Here is a 14,875-nt window from a genome sequence, read left to right on the forward strand (position 1 = left end):
TCTCGATCTTCTGATGTTCCTGGCAGCCTGCGTCGTGCTGCTGATGGGCTTCCCGGTCGCCTTCTCGCTGGGCGGCGTCGCCATCCTGTTCGGCGGCGTCGGCTGGCTGCTCGGCCACTTCGACCTGTCGTTCTTCAGCGCCGTGCCGCAGCGCATCTTCGGCACCATGACCAACGAGGTGCTGATCGCGGTGCCGCTCTTCGTGTTCATGGGCGTGATGCTGGAGCGCTCCAAGGTCGCCGAGGAGCTGCTCGAGAACATGGGCCGGATGTTCGGCACGCTGCGCGGCGGCCTCGGCATCTCGGTCTCGATCGTCGGCATGCTGCTGGCCGCCTCGACCGGCATCGTCGGCGCCACGGTCGTCACCATGGGCCTGCTGTCCCTGCCGACCATGCTGCGCAACGGCTACGACCCGAAGCTGGCCTGCGGCTCGATCTGCGCCGCCGGCACGCTGGGCCAGATCATCCCGCCCTCGATCGTCCTGGTTCTGCTCGGCGACGTCATCTCCAACGCCTACCAGCAGACCCAGCTGTCGATGGGCAACTTCTCGCCGCGCACCGTCTCGGTCGGTGACCTCTTCGCCGGCGCGCTGCTGCCCGGCCTGACCCTGGTCGGGCTCTACATCGTCTACCAGCTGTTCATCGCCTTCATGCGGCCGGAGACCTCGCCGGCGCTGCCGCCGGACCTGACACGCGAGGGCAAGAGCCGCGCCCAGATCATCGCCCAGGTCGCCCATGCCCTGGTGCCGCCGGTCATCCTGATCGTCGCCGTGCTCGGCTCGATCCTGGCCGGCATCGCCAGCCCGACCGAGGCGGCCGGCGTCGGCGCGATCGGCGCCCTCATGCTGGCCGGCCTGCGCCTCGACGAGCGCCACGGCTGGTCGATCTACGGCGCCGGCCTGTGCCTGGTCGGCGTGCTGATCCTGACCGCCTTCGTCGACCTGCGCGTGACCCGCGACGCGATCCCGACCAGCGACATGATCTGGATCGTCGTCGCCGCCCTGCTCTGCGTCGGCATCCTCTACGGCATCCTGATGAGCCTCTGGCGGGTCTGGCGCTGCGGCGTGCTCAAGGAGGTCATGGTCGGCACGGCGAACGTCTCGGCCATGGTCTTCGTGATCCTGATCGGCGCGGCCGCCTTCAGCCTGGTGTTCCGCGGCCTCGGCGGCGAGGCGATGGTCCACGACTTCCTGACCGGCATGCCGGGCGGCGCCTGGGGCGCCATCCTGGTGGTCATGCTGGTGATGTTCTTCCTCGGCTTCTTCCTGGACTTCATCGAGATCACCTTCGTCGTGGTCCCCCTGGTCGCGCCGGCGCTGTTCCGCTACGGCATCGACCCGGTCTGGCTCGGCGTGCTGATCGCGATGAACCTGCAGACCTCGTTCCTGACGCCGCCCTTCGGCTTCGCGCTGTTCTACCTGCGCGGCGTCGCCCCGCCGGAGATCACGACGCTGCAGATCTACAAGGGCGTCGTGCCCTTCGTGCTGATCCAGATCGCCGCCCTCTTCATCCTGGCGGTCTTCCCCCAGCTCGCGACCTGGCTGCCGACGGTGGTCTTCGGCAACTGAGGCGCCCGGCAGCACAACGAAGAACGGCCCGCTCGGAAGAGCGGGCCGTTTCTCTTTGGCCGAAGCGGTCCGCAGCGCTCAGCGCGGCAGGACCCGGCGGTAGAGGTGCCAGGTCGCGTGGCCGAGCACCGGCAGCACGACGATCAGCCCGGCGAGCAGCGGGATCGAGCCGAGCAGCAGCCCGGCCGCCACGATCAGGCCCCAGAGCGCCAGGGTGCCGGGATTGCGCAGCACCGCCTGCACCGACATCTCCATGGCCAGCCAGACCGTGACGTTGCGGTCGAGCAGCAGCGGGAAGGAGAAGGCGCCGACCGCCAGCGCCAGCACCGCGAAGAGCCCGCCGATGCCGAGCCCGACGACGATCATCGCCCAGCCGGCAGCCGTGGTCAGCGTGTCGCCGGCGAAGCCGCGGATCGAGGCCGGCGGCTCCGGGCCGAGGGTCAGCAGGTAGATCACGTAGGCCGCGACCAGCCAGGCGAGGAAGACCGCGAAGAGCAGCAGGGCCAGCGTGACGATGCGCCCGAAGGCCGGCGAGTGCAGCACCCCGAGCGGCGTGCCGGCGTTGACCGGATGGCCCTGCTCGCGCCGGCGGCTCATCTCGTAGAGGCCGATGCCGGCGATCGGGCCGAGCAGCGCGAAGCCGGAGATCAGCGGAAAGATCATCGGCACCAGCCCCTGGCCGGTGGCGGCGTAGGCCAGCGCGATGCCGGCGAAGGGATAGATCAGGCAGAGCAGCAGGACGTCGGAGCGGTTCGCCGCGAAGTCGATGAAGCCCTTGCGCAGAGCCTCGCGCAGGTCGGCGGCGCCGATCCGCGCGACGGTGAGGCGTGCCGCCTCGCGGTCGGCGATCGGCGGGGCCCCGTGGCCGGCCCCGGCGTCGCCGCCGAACTGATAGAGAACCCATTCCAGCGGGTTCCGGATGTGGTTTTCCGTGGCCATGTCAGCACCTCTCTCCTTGAGCTCGAGGGGCCGTCGGCCAAGTCGGGCGCTTCCAGCGCGGCGGCCGGCCGTGCGGAAGCGACGACCTGCGACACACTCAAAGATAGGGTCTTTGCGCCACTTCGTCAGCTCATTTGGCCGCGAGGCCCGACGGCGCGACGTCGCGCGGCCGCCGGGCGGCGCCGGCCCGGAGGCTCAGCCGAACTTGCCGGAGGCGGCGAAGCCGCGCATGGCGAGGCGGCCGGCCTGGGCGCGGGTCCCGAGCCAGTCGGTCAGCTCGGTCTCGGTGCGCACCCGACCCGGGCCGGCGGCCCAGGTCAGGCCCTCGGCGAGGCGGAAGGTCTTGGCGTCGGCGAGGCCGCCGTCGCGGTACTTCTGCAGCGTCGTGCCGCGGCCGCGCGTCATCTCGGCCAGCTGCTCGAGCGGGAAGACCAGCAGCTTGCGGTTCTCGCCGATCACCGCGACCTGGTCGTCGCCCTCGGCGATCGGCCGGCAGACCGCCGCCTCGGCGCCGGGCGCCAGGTTCAGCACCTGCTTGCCGTTCTTGGTCTGCGCGACGATCTCGCTCTCGGGCACGACGAAGCCGCGGCCGTCGGAGGAGGCGACCAGCAGCCTGGCCTCCTCTCCGCGATAGACCAGCAGCTCGACGATCTCCTGGTCGTTCGGCAGATCGATCGACAGGCGCAGCGGCTCGCCGAAGCCGCGGCCGCCCGGCAGCTTGTCGCAGCCCAGGGTGTAGAAGCGGCCGTTGGTGGCGAAGATCAGCAGCTTGTCGGTGGTCTGGGCCTTGAGGGAGAAGCGGCCCTTGTCGCCTTCCTTGTGCTTGGCCTCGGAGACGTCGTCGAGATGGCCCTTGAGCGCGCGGATCCAGCCCTTGGCCGAGAGCAGCACGGTGATCGGCTCGCGCTCGATGACCGCCTCCAGGGGCACCACGACGTCGCTCGGCACGTCGCCCAGCTCGGTGCGCCGCTTGCCGAGCGGCGTCGAGGGCGCGAAGTCCTTCTTGAGCTGCTGCATCTCGGCGACCAGGGTCAGCCGGCGGCGCTCCTCGTCGCCCAGCAGGTCGGTCAGGTCGGCCTGCTCGGCGGTCAGCGCCTCGTGCTCGCGCCTGAGCTCCATCTCCTCGAGCTTGCGCAGGCTGCGCAGGCGCATGTTGAGGATCGCCTCGGCCTGGTTGTCGGTCAGCTCGAAGGCCCGGATCAGCTCGGCCTTCGGCTCGTCCTCCTCGCGGATGATGCGGATCACCTCGTCGAGGTTGAGGAAGGCGATGATGTAGCCGCTCAGCACCTCCAGGCGCTGGGCGATCTTGCCGAGGCGGTGCCGGGTGCGCCGGACCAGGACCTCGTGGCGGTGCTCCAGGAAGGCGAAGAGCGCCTGGCGCAGGTCCATGACCTTCGGCGTGTTGGAGGCGTCGAGGACGTTGAGGTTGAGCGGAATCCGCACCTCGAGGTCGGTCTGGCGGAACAGCGATTCCATCAGGACCGCCGCCTCGACGTTGCGGCTCTTCGGCTCCAGCACCAGGCGGATGTCGGCCGCCGATTCGTCGCGGATGTCGCCCAGCAGGGCCAGCTTGCGGGCGTTCAGCAGCTCGGCGATCTTCTCGATCAGCCGCGCCTTGGCGACCTGATAGGGCACCTCGGTGACGATGATGCGGTAGCCGCCGCCCTTGATCGTCTCGACCTCCCAGCGCGCGCGCAGGCGGAAGGCGCCCTTGCCGGTGCGGTAGGCCTCGAGGATGTTCTGGCGGCTCTCGACCAGCACGCCGCCGGTCGGGAAGTCCGGGCCGGGCACCAGCTCGACCAGCTTCTCGATCGTCGCGCTCGGGTGCTTCAGCAGGTGGATCAGGGCGTCGGCCAGCTCGGCGACGTTGTGCGGCGGGATCGCCGTCGCCATGCCGACCGCGATGCCCTGGGCACCGTTGGCCAGCAGGTTCGGGAAGGCGCCCGGCAGCACGATCGGCTCCTCGGACTCGCCGTCGTAGGTCGGGCGGAAGTCGACCGTGTCCTCGTCGATGCCCTCCAGCAGGCGCGCGGCGACCGCGGTCAGGCGCGCCTCGGTGTAGCGCATGGCCGCGGCGTTATCGCCGTCGACGTTGCCGAAGTTGCCCTGGCCGTCGATCAGCGGATAGCGCAGCGAGAACTCCTGGGCGAGGCGCACCAGGGCGTCGTAGATCGACTGGTCGCCGTGCGGGTGGAACTTGCCGATGACGTCGCCGACGACGCGCGCCGACTTCTTGAAGCCGCCGTCGGGGTCGAGGCGCAGCTGGCGCATGGCGAAGAGCAGCCGGCGGTGCACCGGCTTCAGGCCGTCGCGCACGTCGGGCAGCGAGCGGCTCATGATGGTCGAGAGCGCGTAGGCGAGGTAGCGCTCGCTCAGCGCCTCGACCAGACGGACATCGCGCACCTCGCCGGCCTCGGCGGGAACGTTCGGGCTCATACAGGAAACCTCCAGACTGCCCAGATATGGTAGCGGGCCGTGGCCCAGCCTACAATGTCTGGCGCATCCTTCTCCCCATCATTCCCGCGAAGGGGATGACGAAAGAGGCCGGGACCCGCCCCTCAGAACCGCCCGGGCCGGTAGGGCGTGAGATCGACGACCGGCCGGCGGCCCGCGACGAGGTCGGCGACCAGGCGGCCGGTGCGGGCGCCGAGCGTCAGGCCGAGGTGGCCGTGGCCGAAGGCGAGGAAGGCGTTCGGCAGCTTCGGGCTGGCGCCGATCACCGGCAGGGAGTCCGGCATCGAGGGGCGGAAGCCCATCCAGCGGCTGGCCCCCTCGACCGACAGGCCCGGGAACAGCTTGCGGCCGCGCGCGGCCAGCACCTCGGCGCGGCGCCAGTCCGGCGGCGCCTCCAGGCCGCCCAGCTCGACCGTGCCGCCGAGCCTGAGGCCGGTCGCGAGCGGCGTGCAGGCCATGCCGAACTCGGTCGAGTAGATCGGCCGGTTGAGCGTCACGCCCGGCTCGGGGATCGTCAGATGGTAGCCGCGCTCGGTGTCGAGCGGCACAGGGGCGCCGGCCTGGGCGGCCAGGCCGCGCGACCAGGCGCCCGCCGCCACGACCAGGGCATCGCAGCGTCTGTCGCCGGCGGCCGTCCTGACCGCGACGACGCGGCCCTCCTCGACCGCCAGGCCGCGCGCCTCGACGCGCGCGATCTCGCCGCCGTCCTCGACGAAGCGGCGGGCGAGCCCGACGACCATGGCGTAGGGATCCAGGCTGTGGGCGACCTCGGGGTAGTAGAAGCCGCCGGCGAGCGCGCGGCTCAGCGCCGGCTCCAGCTGGCGCAGCGCCGCCGCGCCCAGCTCCTCGACCTCGACGCCGTGGGCGCGCTGCAGGGCGACCGAGGGCCGCGCCCCGGCCAGCTTGGCGGGATCGAGGTGCGCGCCGATCCAGCCGCGCCGCACCACCGTGTCGGCGAGGCCGGCCTCGGCGAGCAGCGGCTCGTAGTCGTCGAGGCAGCCGTCGAGCAGTGCCGCCAGGGCCTCGGAGATCGCCTCGACCCGCGAGGTCCGGCTGGCGGCGAGGAAGCGCAGCAGCCAGGGCGCGAGGCGCGGCAGGTAGCCCCAGCGGATCGCCAGTGGCCCGAGCGGGTCGGCGAGCATGCGCGGCACCCGGCCGACGATGCCGGGCATGGCGACCGGCAGCACCGACTCGGTGGCGAAGATTGAGGCGTTGCCGAAGGAGGCGCCCTCGCCCGGCCCCTGGCGGTCGAGCAGCGTCACCTGGTGGCCGTCGCGCTGCAGCCACAGCCCGCAGCAGACGCCGACGATGCCGGCGCCGACCACGACGATCCGGCGCGGCCCCGCGCCTGTCGGATGCGATGAGTTCATTGCCCGGTTTGTCGCGCCGGCGTTGCGTGCGGTCAAGCGCGGCCGATCACGCGACGCCGGCCGGCCCGGCGGCGTCCAGCGGCGCCGGGAAGCGCTGGGTCAGGCGCTGGCGCGCCGCGGGCAGGGCGCGGTCGCGCGGATGGAAGACGTGGCGCTCCAGGAAGTGGCCGGTCAGCCTCAGGCCCTGGGCGATCTCGACCGGCCCGCCGCCGCCCCGCCCGGCCAGGAATCCGGGCAGGGCCAGCAGGCGGTCGCGGTAGGGCTCGGCCGCGGCCAGCGAGACGGCCCGGCCGCTGCGCGGGCTGACGTAGGCCAGCTGGTCGTTGCCGCCGGTCGCGGCGCAGCTCGAGAGGTCCAGGCCGAAGCCGAGCTCGCGCAGCAGCAGCAGCTCCCACTGCACGTAGACCTCGGCCCAGTGCGCGCCGCCGAGCGACTCGACCAGCGCCTGGAAGGCCTCGAAGCAGGCCGGATGCGGCTCGCGCTCGGGCAGCGCCACCTCGGAGACCGCGGCCGCCGAGGCGAGCGCCGAGAGGCGCCCGGCGTCGTCGAGCCAGTGCGCCGCGTTGGCCGCCTCGAGCTCCAGGGTCAGGTTGCCGAGATGGTCGGCGAGCCGCGCGCTCCAGCTGACGGCGACCCGGTTGCCGGGCTGCAGCACCGGCCGCTGGCGCCGCCCCTGCCCGCCCTTGACCAGGCCGGCGTGGCGGCCATGGTCGCGGGTCAGCAGCTGCACGACCGCCGAGCTCTCGCCGTGCGGCCGTGCCGCCAGGACGAAGGCCTCGTCGCTCCAGGTCAGCATGGCGTCGAGGGTAGCCCCCTGCGGCGGCTCAGGCGAGCCCGCCGAGCCGGCCGGCCTGGTAGTCGAGGATCGCCTGGCGGATCTCCGCGGGACTGTTCATGACGAAGGGCCCGTGCGCGACGATCGGCTCGCCGAAGGGCGCGCCGTGGCCGAGCAGCGCCACGGCCTCGCCCGGCGCCGCGAGCGCCAGCCCGTCGCCGTCGTCCTCGAGCTCCACCAGATGGCCGGGCGCCACCTCCTGCCCGCCGACCGCGAGGGCGCCGCGCACGAGATAGAGGAAGATCGTCCGGCCACGGGCGATCGGCAGGGCGATCCGCCCGCCGGGCGCGAAGCGCAGGGTCGCCATCCAGAGGTCGGTCAGCGGCTCGACGGGCCCCGTCCGGCCGTCCCACGCGCCGGCGATCAGGTCGAGCCCGACCCGGCCCTCGTCCGCCGCGATCGCGGGAATGTCCTCGCGCTGCAGGCCGACGTAGCGCGGCTCGGTCATCTTGAGCCGCGCCGGCAGGTTGACCCAGAGCTGCAGGATCTCCAGCGGCCCGCCGCGGCGCTTGAAGTCCTCGGGCGAGAGCTCGGCGTGGACCAGGCCGCGGCCGGCGGTCATCCACTGCACCCCGCCGGCCCGGATGACGCTCTCCCGGACGCTCCCCTCCGGCCCGCCCGAGTCGAGGTGCGCCAGCTCGCCGTCGAGGATGAAGGTCACGGTCTCGAAGCCGCGGTGCGGGTGCGGCCCGAAGGGCAGGCCGCGGTTGCCCGGCGGATAGACCTGCGGGCCGTGATGGTTGAGGAACAGGAAGGGGTCGAGATGCTCCAGCCCCGGGCCCGGCAGCGGCCGGCGGGTCGAGAGATCGGCGATGTCGTCGCGCAGGGCGGGGTGGCGGGCGCGGACGGTTCGGCTCTGCATGGCGCTCAAGGTGGGGTCGAGGCGGCTCCTGGCAAAGCCCGCGTCGCTGTCAGCCGTCGAAATCGAGGCCCCAGTCGCGGTAGCGCGCCGGGTCGTCGAGCCAGCGCTCGCGCACCTTGACGTAGAGGAACAGGTGGACGCGGGTCTCCAGCATCTCCTCCAGCTCGCGCTGGGCCTGCTCGCGGACCAGGCGGATGGTGCGGCCGCCCTGGCCGACGGCGATGCGCTTCTGCTGCTCGCGCTGGACGTAGACGGTCATCTGGATCTTGACCGAGCCGTCCTTGAAGGCCTCCCAGCTGTCGGTCTCGACGGTCAGCGAGTAGGGCAGCTCCTGGTGCAGCGCCAGGAACAGCTTCTCGCGCACGATCTCCGCCGCGATCAGCCGCTGCGGCAGGTCGGAGAGCTGGTCCTCGGGATAGAGCCAGGGGCCCTCGGGCGCCTGGGTGGCGAGCCAGGCCAGCAGGTCGTCGACGCCGTCGCCGTCGCGTGCCGAGATCATGAAGATGCGCTCGAAGCGGGCCGCCTGCTCGAACTCGGCGGCGAGGCCGAGCAGCGTCTCGCGCTTGATCGCGTCGATCTTGTTGAGCGCCAGCACGACGCGCCGTCCGCGCTGGGCCAGCCCCTCGAGGATCGAGCGCGTCTCGTCGTCGAGATGCGCCTTCTGGGCGTCGTGCAGCAGCACCACCAGGTCGGCATCCTCGACGCCGTGCCAGGCCGCCGCGACCATGGCGCGCTCCAGGCGCCGCTTGGCGCCAGTGAAGATGCCGGGCGTGTCGACGAAGACCAGCTGGCTGTCGCCGGCGATGGCGATGCCGCGGACCCGGGTGCGGGTGGTCTGGACCTTGTGGGTGACGATCGAGACCTTCGCGCCGACCGCCCGGTTGAGCAGCGTCGACTTGCCGGCGTTGGGCGCACCGACCAGGGCGACGACGGCGCAGCGGCCGCCGGGGCGCTCGCCGGCCGGCTCGGGGGCTTCGGCGGTCATGGCTCGGCGCCGGCGACGCGGGCCAGCAGGGCGCCGGCGGCCTCCTGCTCGGCGGCGCGCTTGGAGCGGCCCTCGCCGCGCGCCGGCGGCAGGCCCTCGACCTCGACGGAGACGAGGAAGCGCGGCTCGTGGTCGGGGCCGCTGCGCCCGACGCCCTCGTAGCGCGGCAGCGGCAGGCCGCGACCCTGGGCCCATTCCTGAAGGCGGGTCTTGTTGTCCTGGGGCGGCTCGGTCGCCGCCTCGATCAGGGGGTCGATCAGCGGCAGCAGCACCTGCCGCACGGGCTCCAGGCCGCCGTCCAGGTAGAGCGCGCCGACCGTCGCCTCGCAGACGTCGGCCAGGATCGCCGGGTTCTTCTGGCCCCCGCTCTCGGCCTCGCCGGGCGAGACCTTGATCAGCGGGCCGAGGTCGAGCGCCTGGGCGATGCTCGCCAGGGTCTCGCCGCGCACCAGCATGGCGTGGCGCTTGGCCAGGGCGCCCTCGGGCTCGTCGGGGAAGTGCACCAGCAGCCGCTCGGCGACGACCAAGCCGACGACCCGGTCGCCGAGGAACTCGAGCCGCTCGTAGGAGCGGCGGCCGCCGCGGCTGGAGTGGGTCAGCGCCTCGATCAGCAGGTCCGGCTCGGCGAAGGCATGGCCGAGCCGCTCGGCGAGGGCGGCCAGGCCGGGCGGCAGGCTGCGCGGCTGCGCGATGCTATCCGATCCCATGGAACAGGCGGTCCCAGCGGATCGCCGTCGGCCACTTCCAGATCTCCCAGAAGTGGGCGCTGCCGTCGACCGAGAAGAACAGGAATTCGGCGCGACCGATCAGGTTCTCCTTCGGCACGTAGCCGACCTGCGGCGTGCGGCTGTCGGCGCTGTTGTCGCGGTTGTCACCCATCGCGAAGTAGTGGTCCGGGGGCACGGTGAAGACCGGCGTGTTGTCGAGCATCGAGCGGTCGTCGCGCTCCCAGATCATGTGCTTGACGCCGTTCGGCAGCGTCTCCTGGTATTCGGTGACGGTCTGCGGGAAGCCGCCGGCGTCCGAGTGGATGTCCTGCTTGACCAGCTGGCGGTCGACGATCTTGCCGTTGATGTAGAGCCGGCCTTCCTTGACCTGGATGGTGTCGCCGGGCAGGCCGATGATGCGCTTGATGTAGTCGGTCTTGCCGTCGCTCGGCAGGATGAAGACCGCGACGTCGCCGCGCTGCACCGGCTGGTCGGAGCCGAGCACGCGGCCCTTGAACGGCGGCCAGCCCCAGGGCAGCGAGAAGTGGCTGTAGCCGTAGGAGAACTTCGAGACGAAGAGGTAGTCGCCGATCTTGAGCGTCGGCAGCATCGAGCCGGAGGGGATCGAGAAGGGCTCGTAGGCGAAGGTGCGCAGCACGATCGCTATCAGGACGGCATAGACCACCGTCCTGACCGTCTCGCCGAACGTACCCCCTTGCTTTTCTTCCGTCATAGCCTCGTTTCCACTGCCGATCGGACCGCTGCCCGGCCCCGGCCGAATCGGCCGTGGGTCAAAACCGCATCGCGCCGCGGATATAGCGTCATTGCGCCTGTGAAGGAACCGCCCAGATCGGGCCGCCCGCCCCTGACCGCCCGACGGCCGCCGGCCGGCGGCGCCGGGCCGGGGCCCACCCTGCCCTATCGGTCGCGTGCCGCGGCCCCGCACCGGGCCGCTGCGTCGGTGGGTCGCACGCCCGATCGGGGCCCGCCCGGCCGGCCATCAGGCCCCGAGCGCGCCGCCGGCCTCGGCGCGCGCCTTGTCCATGACCGCGCGCATGCGCCGGATCGTGCTGTCGAGGCCGCCGAAGATCGCCTCGCCGATCAGGAAGTGGCCGATGTTGAGCTCGACGATCGTCGCGATCGCCGCGACCGGCGGCACGGTCTCGAAGGTCAGGCCGTGGCCGGCATGGCACTCCAGGCCCAGGCCCTCGGCCGCCGCCGCCGCCCGGCGCAGGCGTGCCAGCTCGCGCTCGACCGCGGCGCCGCCCCCCGCCTCCAGCCAGGCCTCGCAGTAGGCCCCGGTATGCAGCTCGACGACCGGCGCGCCGAGCGCGACCGCCGCCTCGAGCTGGTGCGGCTCGGGATCGACGAACAGGGAGACGCGGACGCCGGCGGCGGCCAGCCGGCCGACGACCGGCAGCAGCTCGGCGCGGCCGCCGGTGGCGTCCAGGCCGCCCTCGGTGGTCACCTCGCTGCGCCGCTCGGGCACGATGCAGGCGGCATGCGGCCGGTGGCGGAGAGCGATCGCCAGCATCTCGGGGGTCGCCGCCATCTCCAGGTTGAGCGGCAGCTCGATCTCCGCGACCAGGCGCTCGATGTCCCGGTCGGTCATGTGGCGCCGGTCCTCGCGCAGGTGCGCGGTGATGCCGTCGGCGCCGGCGGTCGCGGCCAGGCGTGCCGCGCGCACCGGGTCCGGATGGCCGCCGCCGCGCGCGTTGCGGATCGTCGCAACGTGGTCGATGTTGACGCCGAGACGCAGCCGGCGCGCCGGGCCCTGACCGTAGAACCCGGAGCCGTAGGTCACCGTCATGTCTCGCCCTCCAGAGCGTTGCCGGCCGCCGAGCGATGGCGCGGCTTGCCGGCGTGACGCTGTCGGCCGCGCCTGGCCAGCCGCCGGCGCCGGGCCGCCTGGTAGCCCGCCACCAGGCGACGCACCGGGATGTAGAACACGAACCAGGCGACGAGGGCCGTCGGCAGGCCGCCGACCATCATCGGCAGGAAGATACCCCAGAAATTGTCGAAGATGTGCGTGATCGAGAAGCCGCGCGGCAGGCCTTCCATGTGGCCGGCCTGCCCCAGGATCCAGCGGCCGAGGCCGTAGATCCAGGCCCAGATGAAGGGAAAGGTCCAGGGGTTGCCGACCGCCGTGCCGATCGCCGAGGCCAGCAGGTTGCCGCGCAGCACCAGGGCCAGCAGCGCGCCGCCCAGGAAATGGAAGCCGACCAGCGGGGTGAAGGAGATCGCCGCCCCCGAGGCGAAGCCGGCGGCGATGCGGTGCGGCGTGCCCGGCAGGCGCGCCAGGCGGTGCGCGACGTAGCGGGCCGTGCGGCGAAAGCCGGAGCGCGGCCAGATCAGGCCGAGCAGCCGCTGGTGGAAAGGCAGGGGGCGCGCCCGTCGGAACAGCATCTCCGCCACATTCTGTGATGCGGGCGCCGGGCCGGCAAGCCGTCCCGCGGCCGAGAGGACCGCCGGCGGCTCAGCTCCGCGCGCGTTCGACCGACGAGATTGCCGGCGTCGCCCTGAGGGCTGCAATGACGTGGGTCAGGTGCTTCAGGTCCTCGACCTCGAGGTCGATCAGGATCTCGAAGAAGTCGAGCGAGCGGTTGGTGATCTTGAGGTTCGAGATGTTGGCCTCGTGCTTGCCGATCACCGTGGTCAGGGCGCCGAGGCTGCCCGGCTCGTTGGCGACGACGACGTGGAGCCGGCCGGTGAAGGGCTCCTCGCCGGCGTTCGAGGACCAGGAGAGGTCGATCCAGCGCTCCGGCTGGTCCTGGAACTGGGCCAGGGTGTCGCAGTCGATGGTGTGCACCGTGACGCCCTTGCCGGTGGTCACGATGCCGACGACGCGGTCGCCCGGCAGCGGATGGCAGCAGGCGGCGAAATGCACGGCCATGCCGGGGATCAGGCCCTTGAGCGGCAGCGCGCCGTCCTTGCGCTTGCCGCGCCGCGCACGGACCAGCGGCACGATCTTGCCGGGCTTGGCCTCCTTGGCGGCCGGATAGACCGCGACCAGCACCTCGCGGGCGGTCAGGTTGCCCTGGCCGACGGCGACCTGCAGGTCGGCGACGCTGTCCTGCTTGAGCTTCTTGAGGACCCCGACGAGGCCCTTCTCGGTCAGCTCGTAGCCCTCGCTGCGGAACTGCCGCTCCAGCATCTCCTTGCCGAGCGCCGCGAACTGGTCGCGCTGCTCCTGGCGGACATAGCGCCGGATCGCCGCCTTGGCCTTGCCGGTGACGACGAAGTTCTCCCAGTCCGGCGAGGGGTGCTGGGCCTTGGAGGTGACGATGTCGACCTGGTCGCCGTTCTGCAGCGAGGTGCGCAGCGGCACCATGCGGCCGTTGACCCGGGCGCCGACGCAGGCATGGCCGACCTCGGAGTGCACGGCGTAGGCGAAGTCGACCGGCGTGGCGCCGCGCGGCAGGGCGATCAGGTCGCCCTTCGGAGTGAAGCAGAAGACCTGGTCCTGGTACATCTCGAGCTTGGTGTGCTCGAGGAACTCCTCGGGGTTCGAGGCGTGCTCCAGGATGTCCAGCAGCTCGCGGATCCAGCGGAACTTGCGGCCCTCGACATGGTAGGCGCCGTCGCCGCCCTCGGAGCCGCTCTGCTTGTACTTCCAGTGCGCGGCGACGCCGAACTCGGCGTACTCGTGCATCTCGCGCGTGCGGATCTGGACCTCGATGCGCTGCTGCTCGGGCCCGATCAGGCCGGTGTGCAGCGAGCGGTAGCCGTTCGGCTTGGGCGTCGAGATGTAGTCCTTGAAGCGGCCCGGCACCGTCGGGTAGCGGCTGTGCAGCACGCCGAGCGCCCGGTAGCAGTCGCCGACGTCCTTGACCACCACCCGGAAGGCCATGATGTCGGCGAGCTGCTCGAAGCCGACGTTGCGCTTCTGCATCTTGCGCCAGACCGAATAGGGCGTCTTGATCCGCCCGGAGACCCAGGTCTCCAGGCCGTCGGCCATCAGGTCGCGGCTCAGGCGGTCGATGATCCGCTCGGTCAGGTAGCCGCCGCGCTCCTGCAGGAACTGCATGCGCTGCAGGATCGAGCTGCGCGCCTCGGTGTTGAGCTCGCCGAAGGCCAGGTCGTCGAGCTCGTCCTTGAAGCGCTGCAGGCCGATGCGCTCGGCGAGCGGCGCGTAGATGTCCATGGTCTCGCGCGCGATGCGCCGGCGCCGCTCGTCGGACTTGATGAAGTGCAGCGTGCGCATGTTGTGCAGCCGGTCGGCCAGCTTGACCAGCAGCACGCGGATGTCCTCGGACATCGCCAGCACCAGCTTGCGGAAGTTCTCCGCCGCCTTGGTGTGCTCCGACTGCAGCTCGATGCGGTTGAGCTTGGTGACGCCGTCGACCAGGCGGGCGATCTCGCCGCCGAACAGCCGCTCGATCTCGGCCAGGGTGCCGGCGGTGTCCTCAACGACGTCGTGCAGCAGCGCCGTGCAGATCGAGGCGCTGTCGAGCTTCAGCTCGGTCAGGATGCCGGCGACCTCGACGGGATGGGAGAAGTAGGGGTCGCCGTTGTCGCGGGTCTGGCTGCCGTGCGCCTTCAGGGCATAGACGTACGCACGGTTGAGGCGATCTTCGTCGGCCGCCGGGTCGTACGCGCGGACCCGCTCGACGAGCTCGTACTGACGCATCACGGCGGCCAAGGAGCGACCCTTTCCATCTTCACCGACCGGAAAGAGTCACTATAGGAGCGAATTCCCCGCCGCGCCACGGCAGGGCCCCGGAAAAACTGCAAAGCTGCCAACGGAACGCAGGGCCGAGCCTGCGTTCCTCGCGACGCCGGAGAAGCGCCGGCCGCTCAGGCCTCGTCGTCGCCCTCGTCGACCTCGCCGCGCTTCGGCTCGCTGCCGGGCATGGTCAGCTCGGCGGAGAGGTCGAGCTCGGTCAGTTCCTCCTCCTCCGGCTCGTCGACCTCGACCTGCTTCTGCAGGCCGGAGACCAGGGAGGCCTGGAGGTTGTCGACCTGGACGGTCGCCTCGGCGATCTCGCGCAGCGCGACGACCGGGTTCTTGTCGCGGTCACGGTCGATGGTCAGCGAGGCGCCGGCCGAGATCTCGCGCGCGCGCTGGGCGGCGCTCATCACCAGCTCGAAGCGGTTCGGCACCTTGAGGACGCAATCTTCGACGGTAACGCGGGCCATATCTCACCTGCTGCTGG

The 14,875-nt window shown here is 71.8% G+C and carries 13 protein-coding genes; 1 reads left to right on the forward strand and 12 read right to left on the reverse strand.

The window, feature by feature from the left end:
* Positions 1-13: 13 nt before the first annotated feature.
* Entirely contained in the window at positions 14-1,567 is a 1,554-nt protein-coding gene (locus tag B9O00_RS10550; protein ID WP_235017092.1) for a TRAP transporter large permease, read from the forward strand.
* A gap of 78 nt (positions 1,568-1,645) precedes the next feature.
* Here B9O00_RS10550 and B9O00_RS10555 read toward each other — a convergent pair whose 3' ends face one another.
* From B9O00_RS10555 to rpoZ, 12 genes are all read right to left on the reverse strand, one after another.
* Positions 1,646-2,506 (reverse strand): DUF2189 domain-containing protein, encoded by an 861-nt coding sequence (locus B9O00_RS10555; RefSeq protein WP_085122627.1) that lies wholly within the window; start codon positions 2,504-2,506, stop codon positions 1,646-1,648.
* A 195-nt stretch (positions 2,507-2,701) separates the two neighbouring features.
* Complete coding sequence (parC, locus tag B9O00_RS10560; RefSeq protein WP_085122628.1) at positions 2,702-4,942, reverse strand: DNA topoisomerase IV subunit A; 2,241 nt, start codon at positions 4,940-4,942, stop codon at positions 2,702-2,704.
* A 122-nt stretch (positions 4,943-5,064) separates the two neighbouring features.
* The gene (locus B9O00_RS10565; protein WP_085122629.1) at positions 5,065-6,330 is read right to left on the reverse strand and encodes an NAD(P)/FAD-dependent oxidoreductase; all 1,266 of its coding nucleotides are present in this window, start codon (positions 6,328-6,330) and stop codon (positions 5,065-5,067) included.
* A gap of 46 nt (positions 6,331-6,376) precedes the next feature.
* Positions 6,377-7,126: a DNA repair protein RecO gene (gene recO, locus B9O00_RS10570; RefSeq protein ID WP_200808465.1), complete on the reverse strand. Its 750-nt coding sequence runs from the start codon at positions 7,124-7,126 to the stop codon at positions 6,377-6,379.
* Positions 7,127-7,154: 28 nt separating this feature from the next.
* Positions 7,155-8,027 carry a pirin family protein gene (locus B9O00_RS10575; protein WP_085122630.1) on the reverse strand — a complete coding sequence of 291 codons (873 nt, stop codon included), beginning with the start codon at positions 8,025-8,027 and terminating at the stop codon, positions 7,155-7,157.
* A gap of 49 nt (positions 8,028-8,076) precedes the next feature.
* Complete coding sequence (era, locus tag B9O00_RS10580) at positions 8,077-9,012, reverse strand: GTPase Era (RefSeq protein ID WP_085122631.1); 936 nt, start codon at positions 9,010-9,012, stop codon at positions 8,077-8,079.
* Positions 9,009-9,719: a ribonuclease III gene (rnc, locus tag B9O00_RS10585; RefSeq protein WP_085122632.1), complete on the reverse strand. Its 711-nt coding sequence runs from the start codon at positions 9,717-9,719 to the stop codon at positions 9,009-9,011. The genes era and rnc overlap by 4 nt, the downstream gene beginning before the upstream one ends.
* A complete protein-coding gene (gene lepB / locus B9O00_RS10590) occupies positions 9,706-10,452 on the reverse strand; it encodes a signal peptidase I (RefSeq protein ID WP_085122633.1) in 747 nt (248 codons plus the stop codon). Before lepB ends, rnc begins: the two co-directional genes overlap by 14 nt.
* Positions 10,453-10,719: 267 nt before the next feature.
* Positions 10,720-11,529: a pyridoxine 5'-phosphate synthase gene (locus tag B9O00_RS10595; protein ID WP_085122634.1), complete on the reverse strand. Its 810-nt coding sequence runs from the start codon at positions 11,527-11,529 to the stop codon at positions 10,720-10,722.
* Complete coding sequence (locus B9O00_RS10600) at positions 11,526-12,125, reverse strand: DUF2062 domain-containing protein (protein ID WP_085122635.1); 600 nt, start codon at positions 12,123-12,125, stop codon at positions 11,526-11,528. Before B9O00_RS10600 ends, B9O00_RS10595 begins: the two co-directional genes overlap by 4 nt.
* Before the next feature lie 70 nt (positions 12,126-12,195).
* The gene (locus tag B9O00_RS10605) at positions 12,196-14,352 is read right to left on the reverse strand and encodes a RelA/SpoT family protein (protein ID WP_089229601.1); all 2,157 of its coding nucleotides are present in this window, start codon (positions 14,350-14,352) and stop codon (positions 12,196-12,198) included.
* Positions 14,353-14,516: 164 nt separating this feature from the next.
* The gene (gene rpoZ, locus B9O00_RS10610; protein ID WP_085122636.1) at positions 14,517-14,858 is read right to left on the reverse strand and encodes a DNA-directed RNA polymerase subunit omega; all 342 of its coding nucleotides are present in this window, start codon (positions 14,856-14,858) and stop codon (positions 14,517-14,519) included.
* Positions 14,859-14,875 lie beyond the last annotated feature (17 nt).

This window comes from Tistlia consotensis USBA 355 (assembly GCF_900177295.1).
GTDB classification, from domain to species: Bacteria; Pseudomonadota; Alphaproteobacteria; order Kiloniellales; family DSM-21159; genus Tistlia; species Tistlia consotensis.

Coding starts and splice junctions, on each gene's coding strand:
- B9O00_RS10600 (WP_085122635.1), bottom strand. CDS start 12,125: ATGCTGTTCCGACGGGCGCGCCCCCTGCCTTTCCACCAGCGGCTGCTC.
- B9O00_RS10595 (WP_085122634.1), bottom strand. CDS start 11,529: ATGACGGTGACCTACGGCTCCGGGTTCTACGGTCAGGGCCCGGCGCGC.
- parC (WP_085122628.1), bottom strand. CDS start 4,942: ATGAGCCCGAACGTTCCCGCCGAGGCCGGCGAGGTGCGCGATGTCCGT.
- B9O00_RS10565 (WP_085122629.1), bottom strand. CDS start 6,330: ATGAACTCATCGCATCCGACAGGCGCGGGGCCGCGCCGGATCGTCGTG.
- B9O00_RS10575 (WP_085122630.1), bottom strand. CDS start 8,027: ATGCAGAGCCGAACCGTCCGCGCCCGCCACCCCGCCCTGCGCGACGAC.
- B9O00_RS10550 (WP_235017092.1), top strand. CDS start 14: ATGTTCCTGGCAGCCTGCGTCGTGCTGCTGATGGGCTTCCCGGTCGCC.
- rnc (WP_085122632.1), bottom strand. CDS start 9,719: ATGGGATCGGATAGCATCGCGCAGCCGCGCAGCCTGCCGCCCGGCCTG.
- B9O00_RS10555 (WP_085122627.1), bottom strand. CDS start 2,506: ATGGCCACGGAAAACCACATCCGGAACCCGCTGGAATGGGTTCTCTAT.
- era (WP_085122631.1), bottom strand. CDS start 9,012: ATGACCGCCGAAGCCCCCGAGCCGGCCGGCGAGCGCCCCGGCGGCCGC.
- lepB (WP_085122633.1), bottom strand. CDS start 10,452: ATGACGGAAGAAAAGCAAGGGGGTACGTTCGGCGAGACGGTCAGGACG.
- rpoZ (WP_085122636.1), bottom strand. CDS start 14,858: ATGGCCCGCGTTACCGTCGAAGATTGCGTCCTCAAGGTGCCGAACCGC.
- recO (WP_200808465.1), bottom strand. CDS start 7,126: ATGCTGACCTGGAGCGACGAGGCCTTCGTCCTGGCGGCACGGCCGCAC.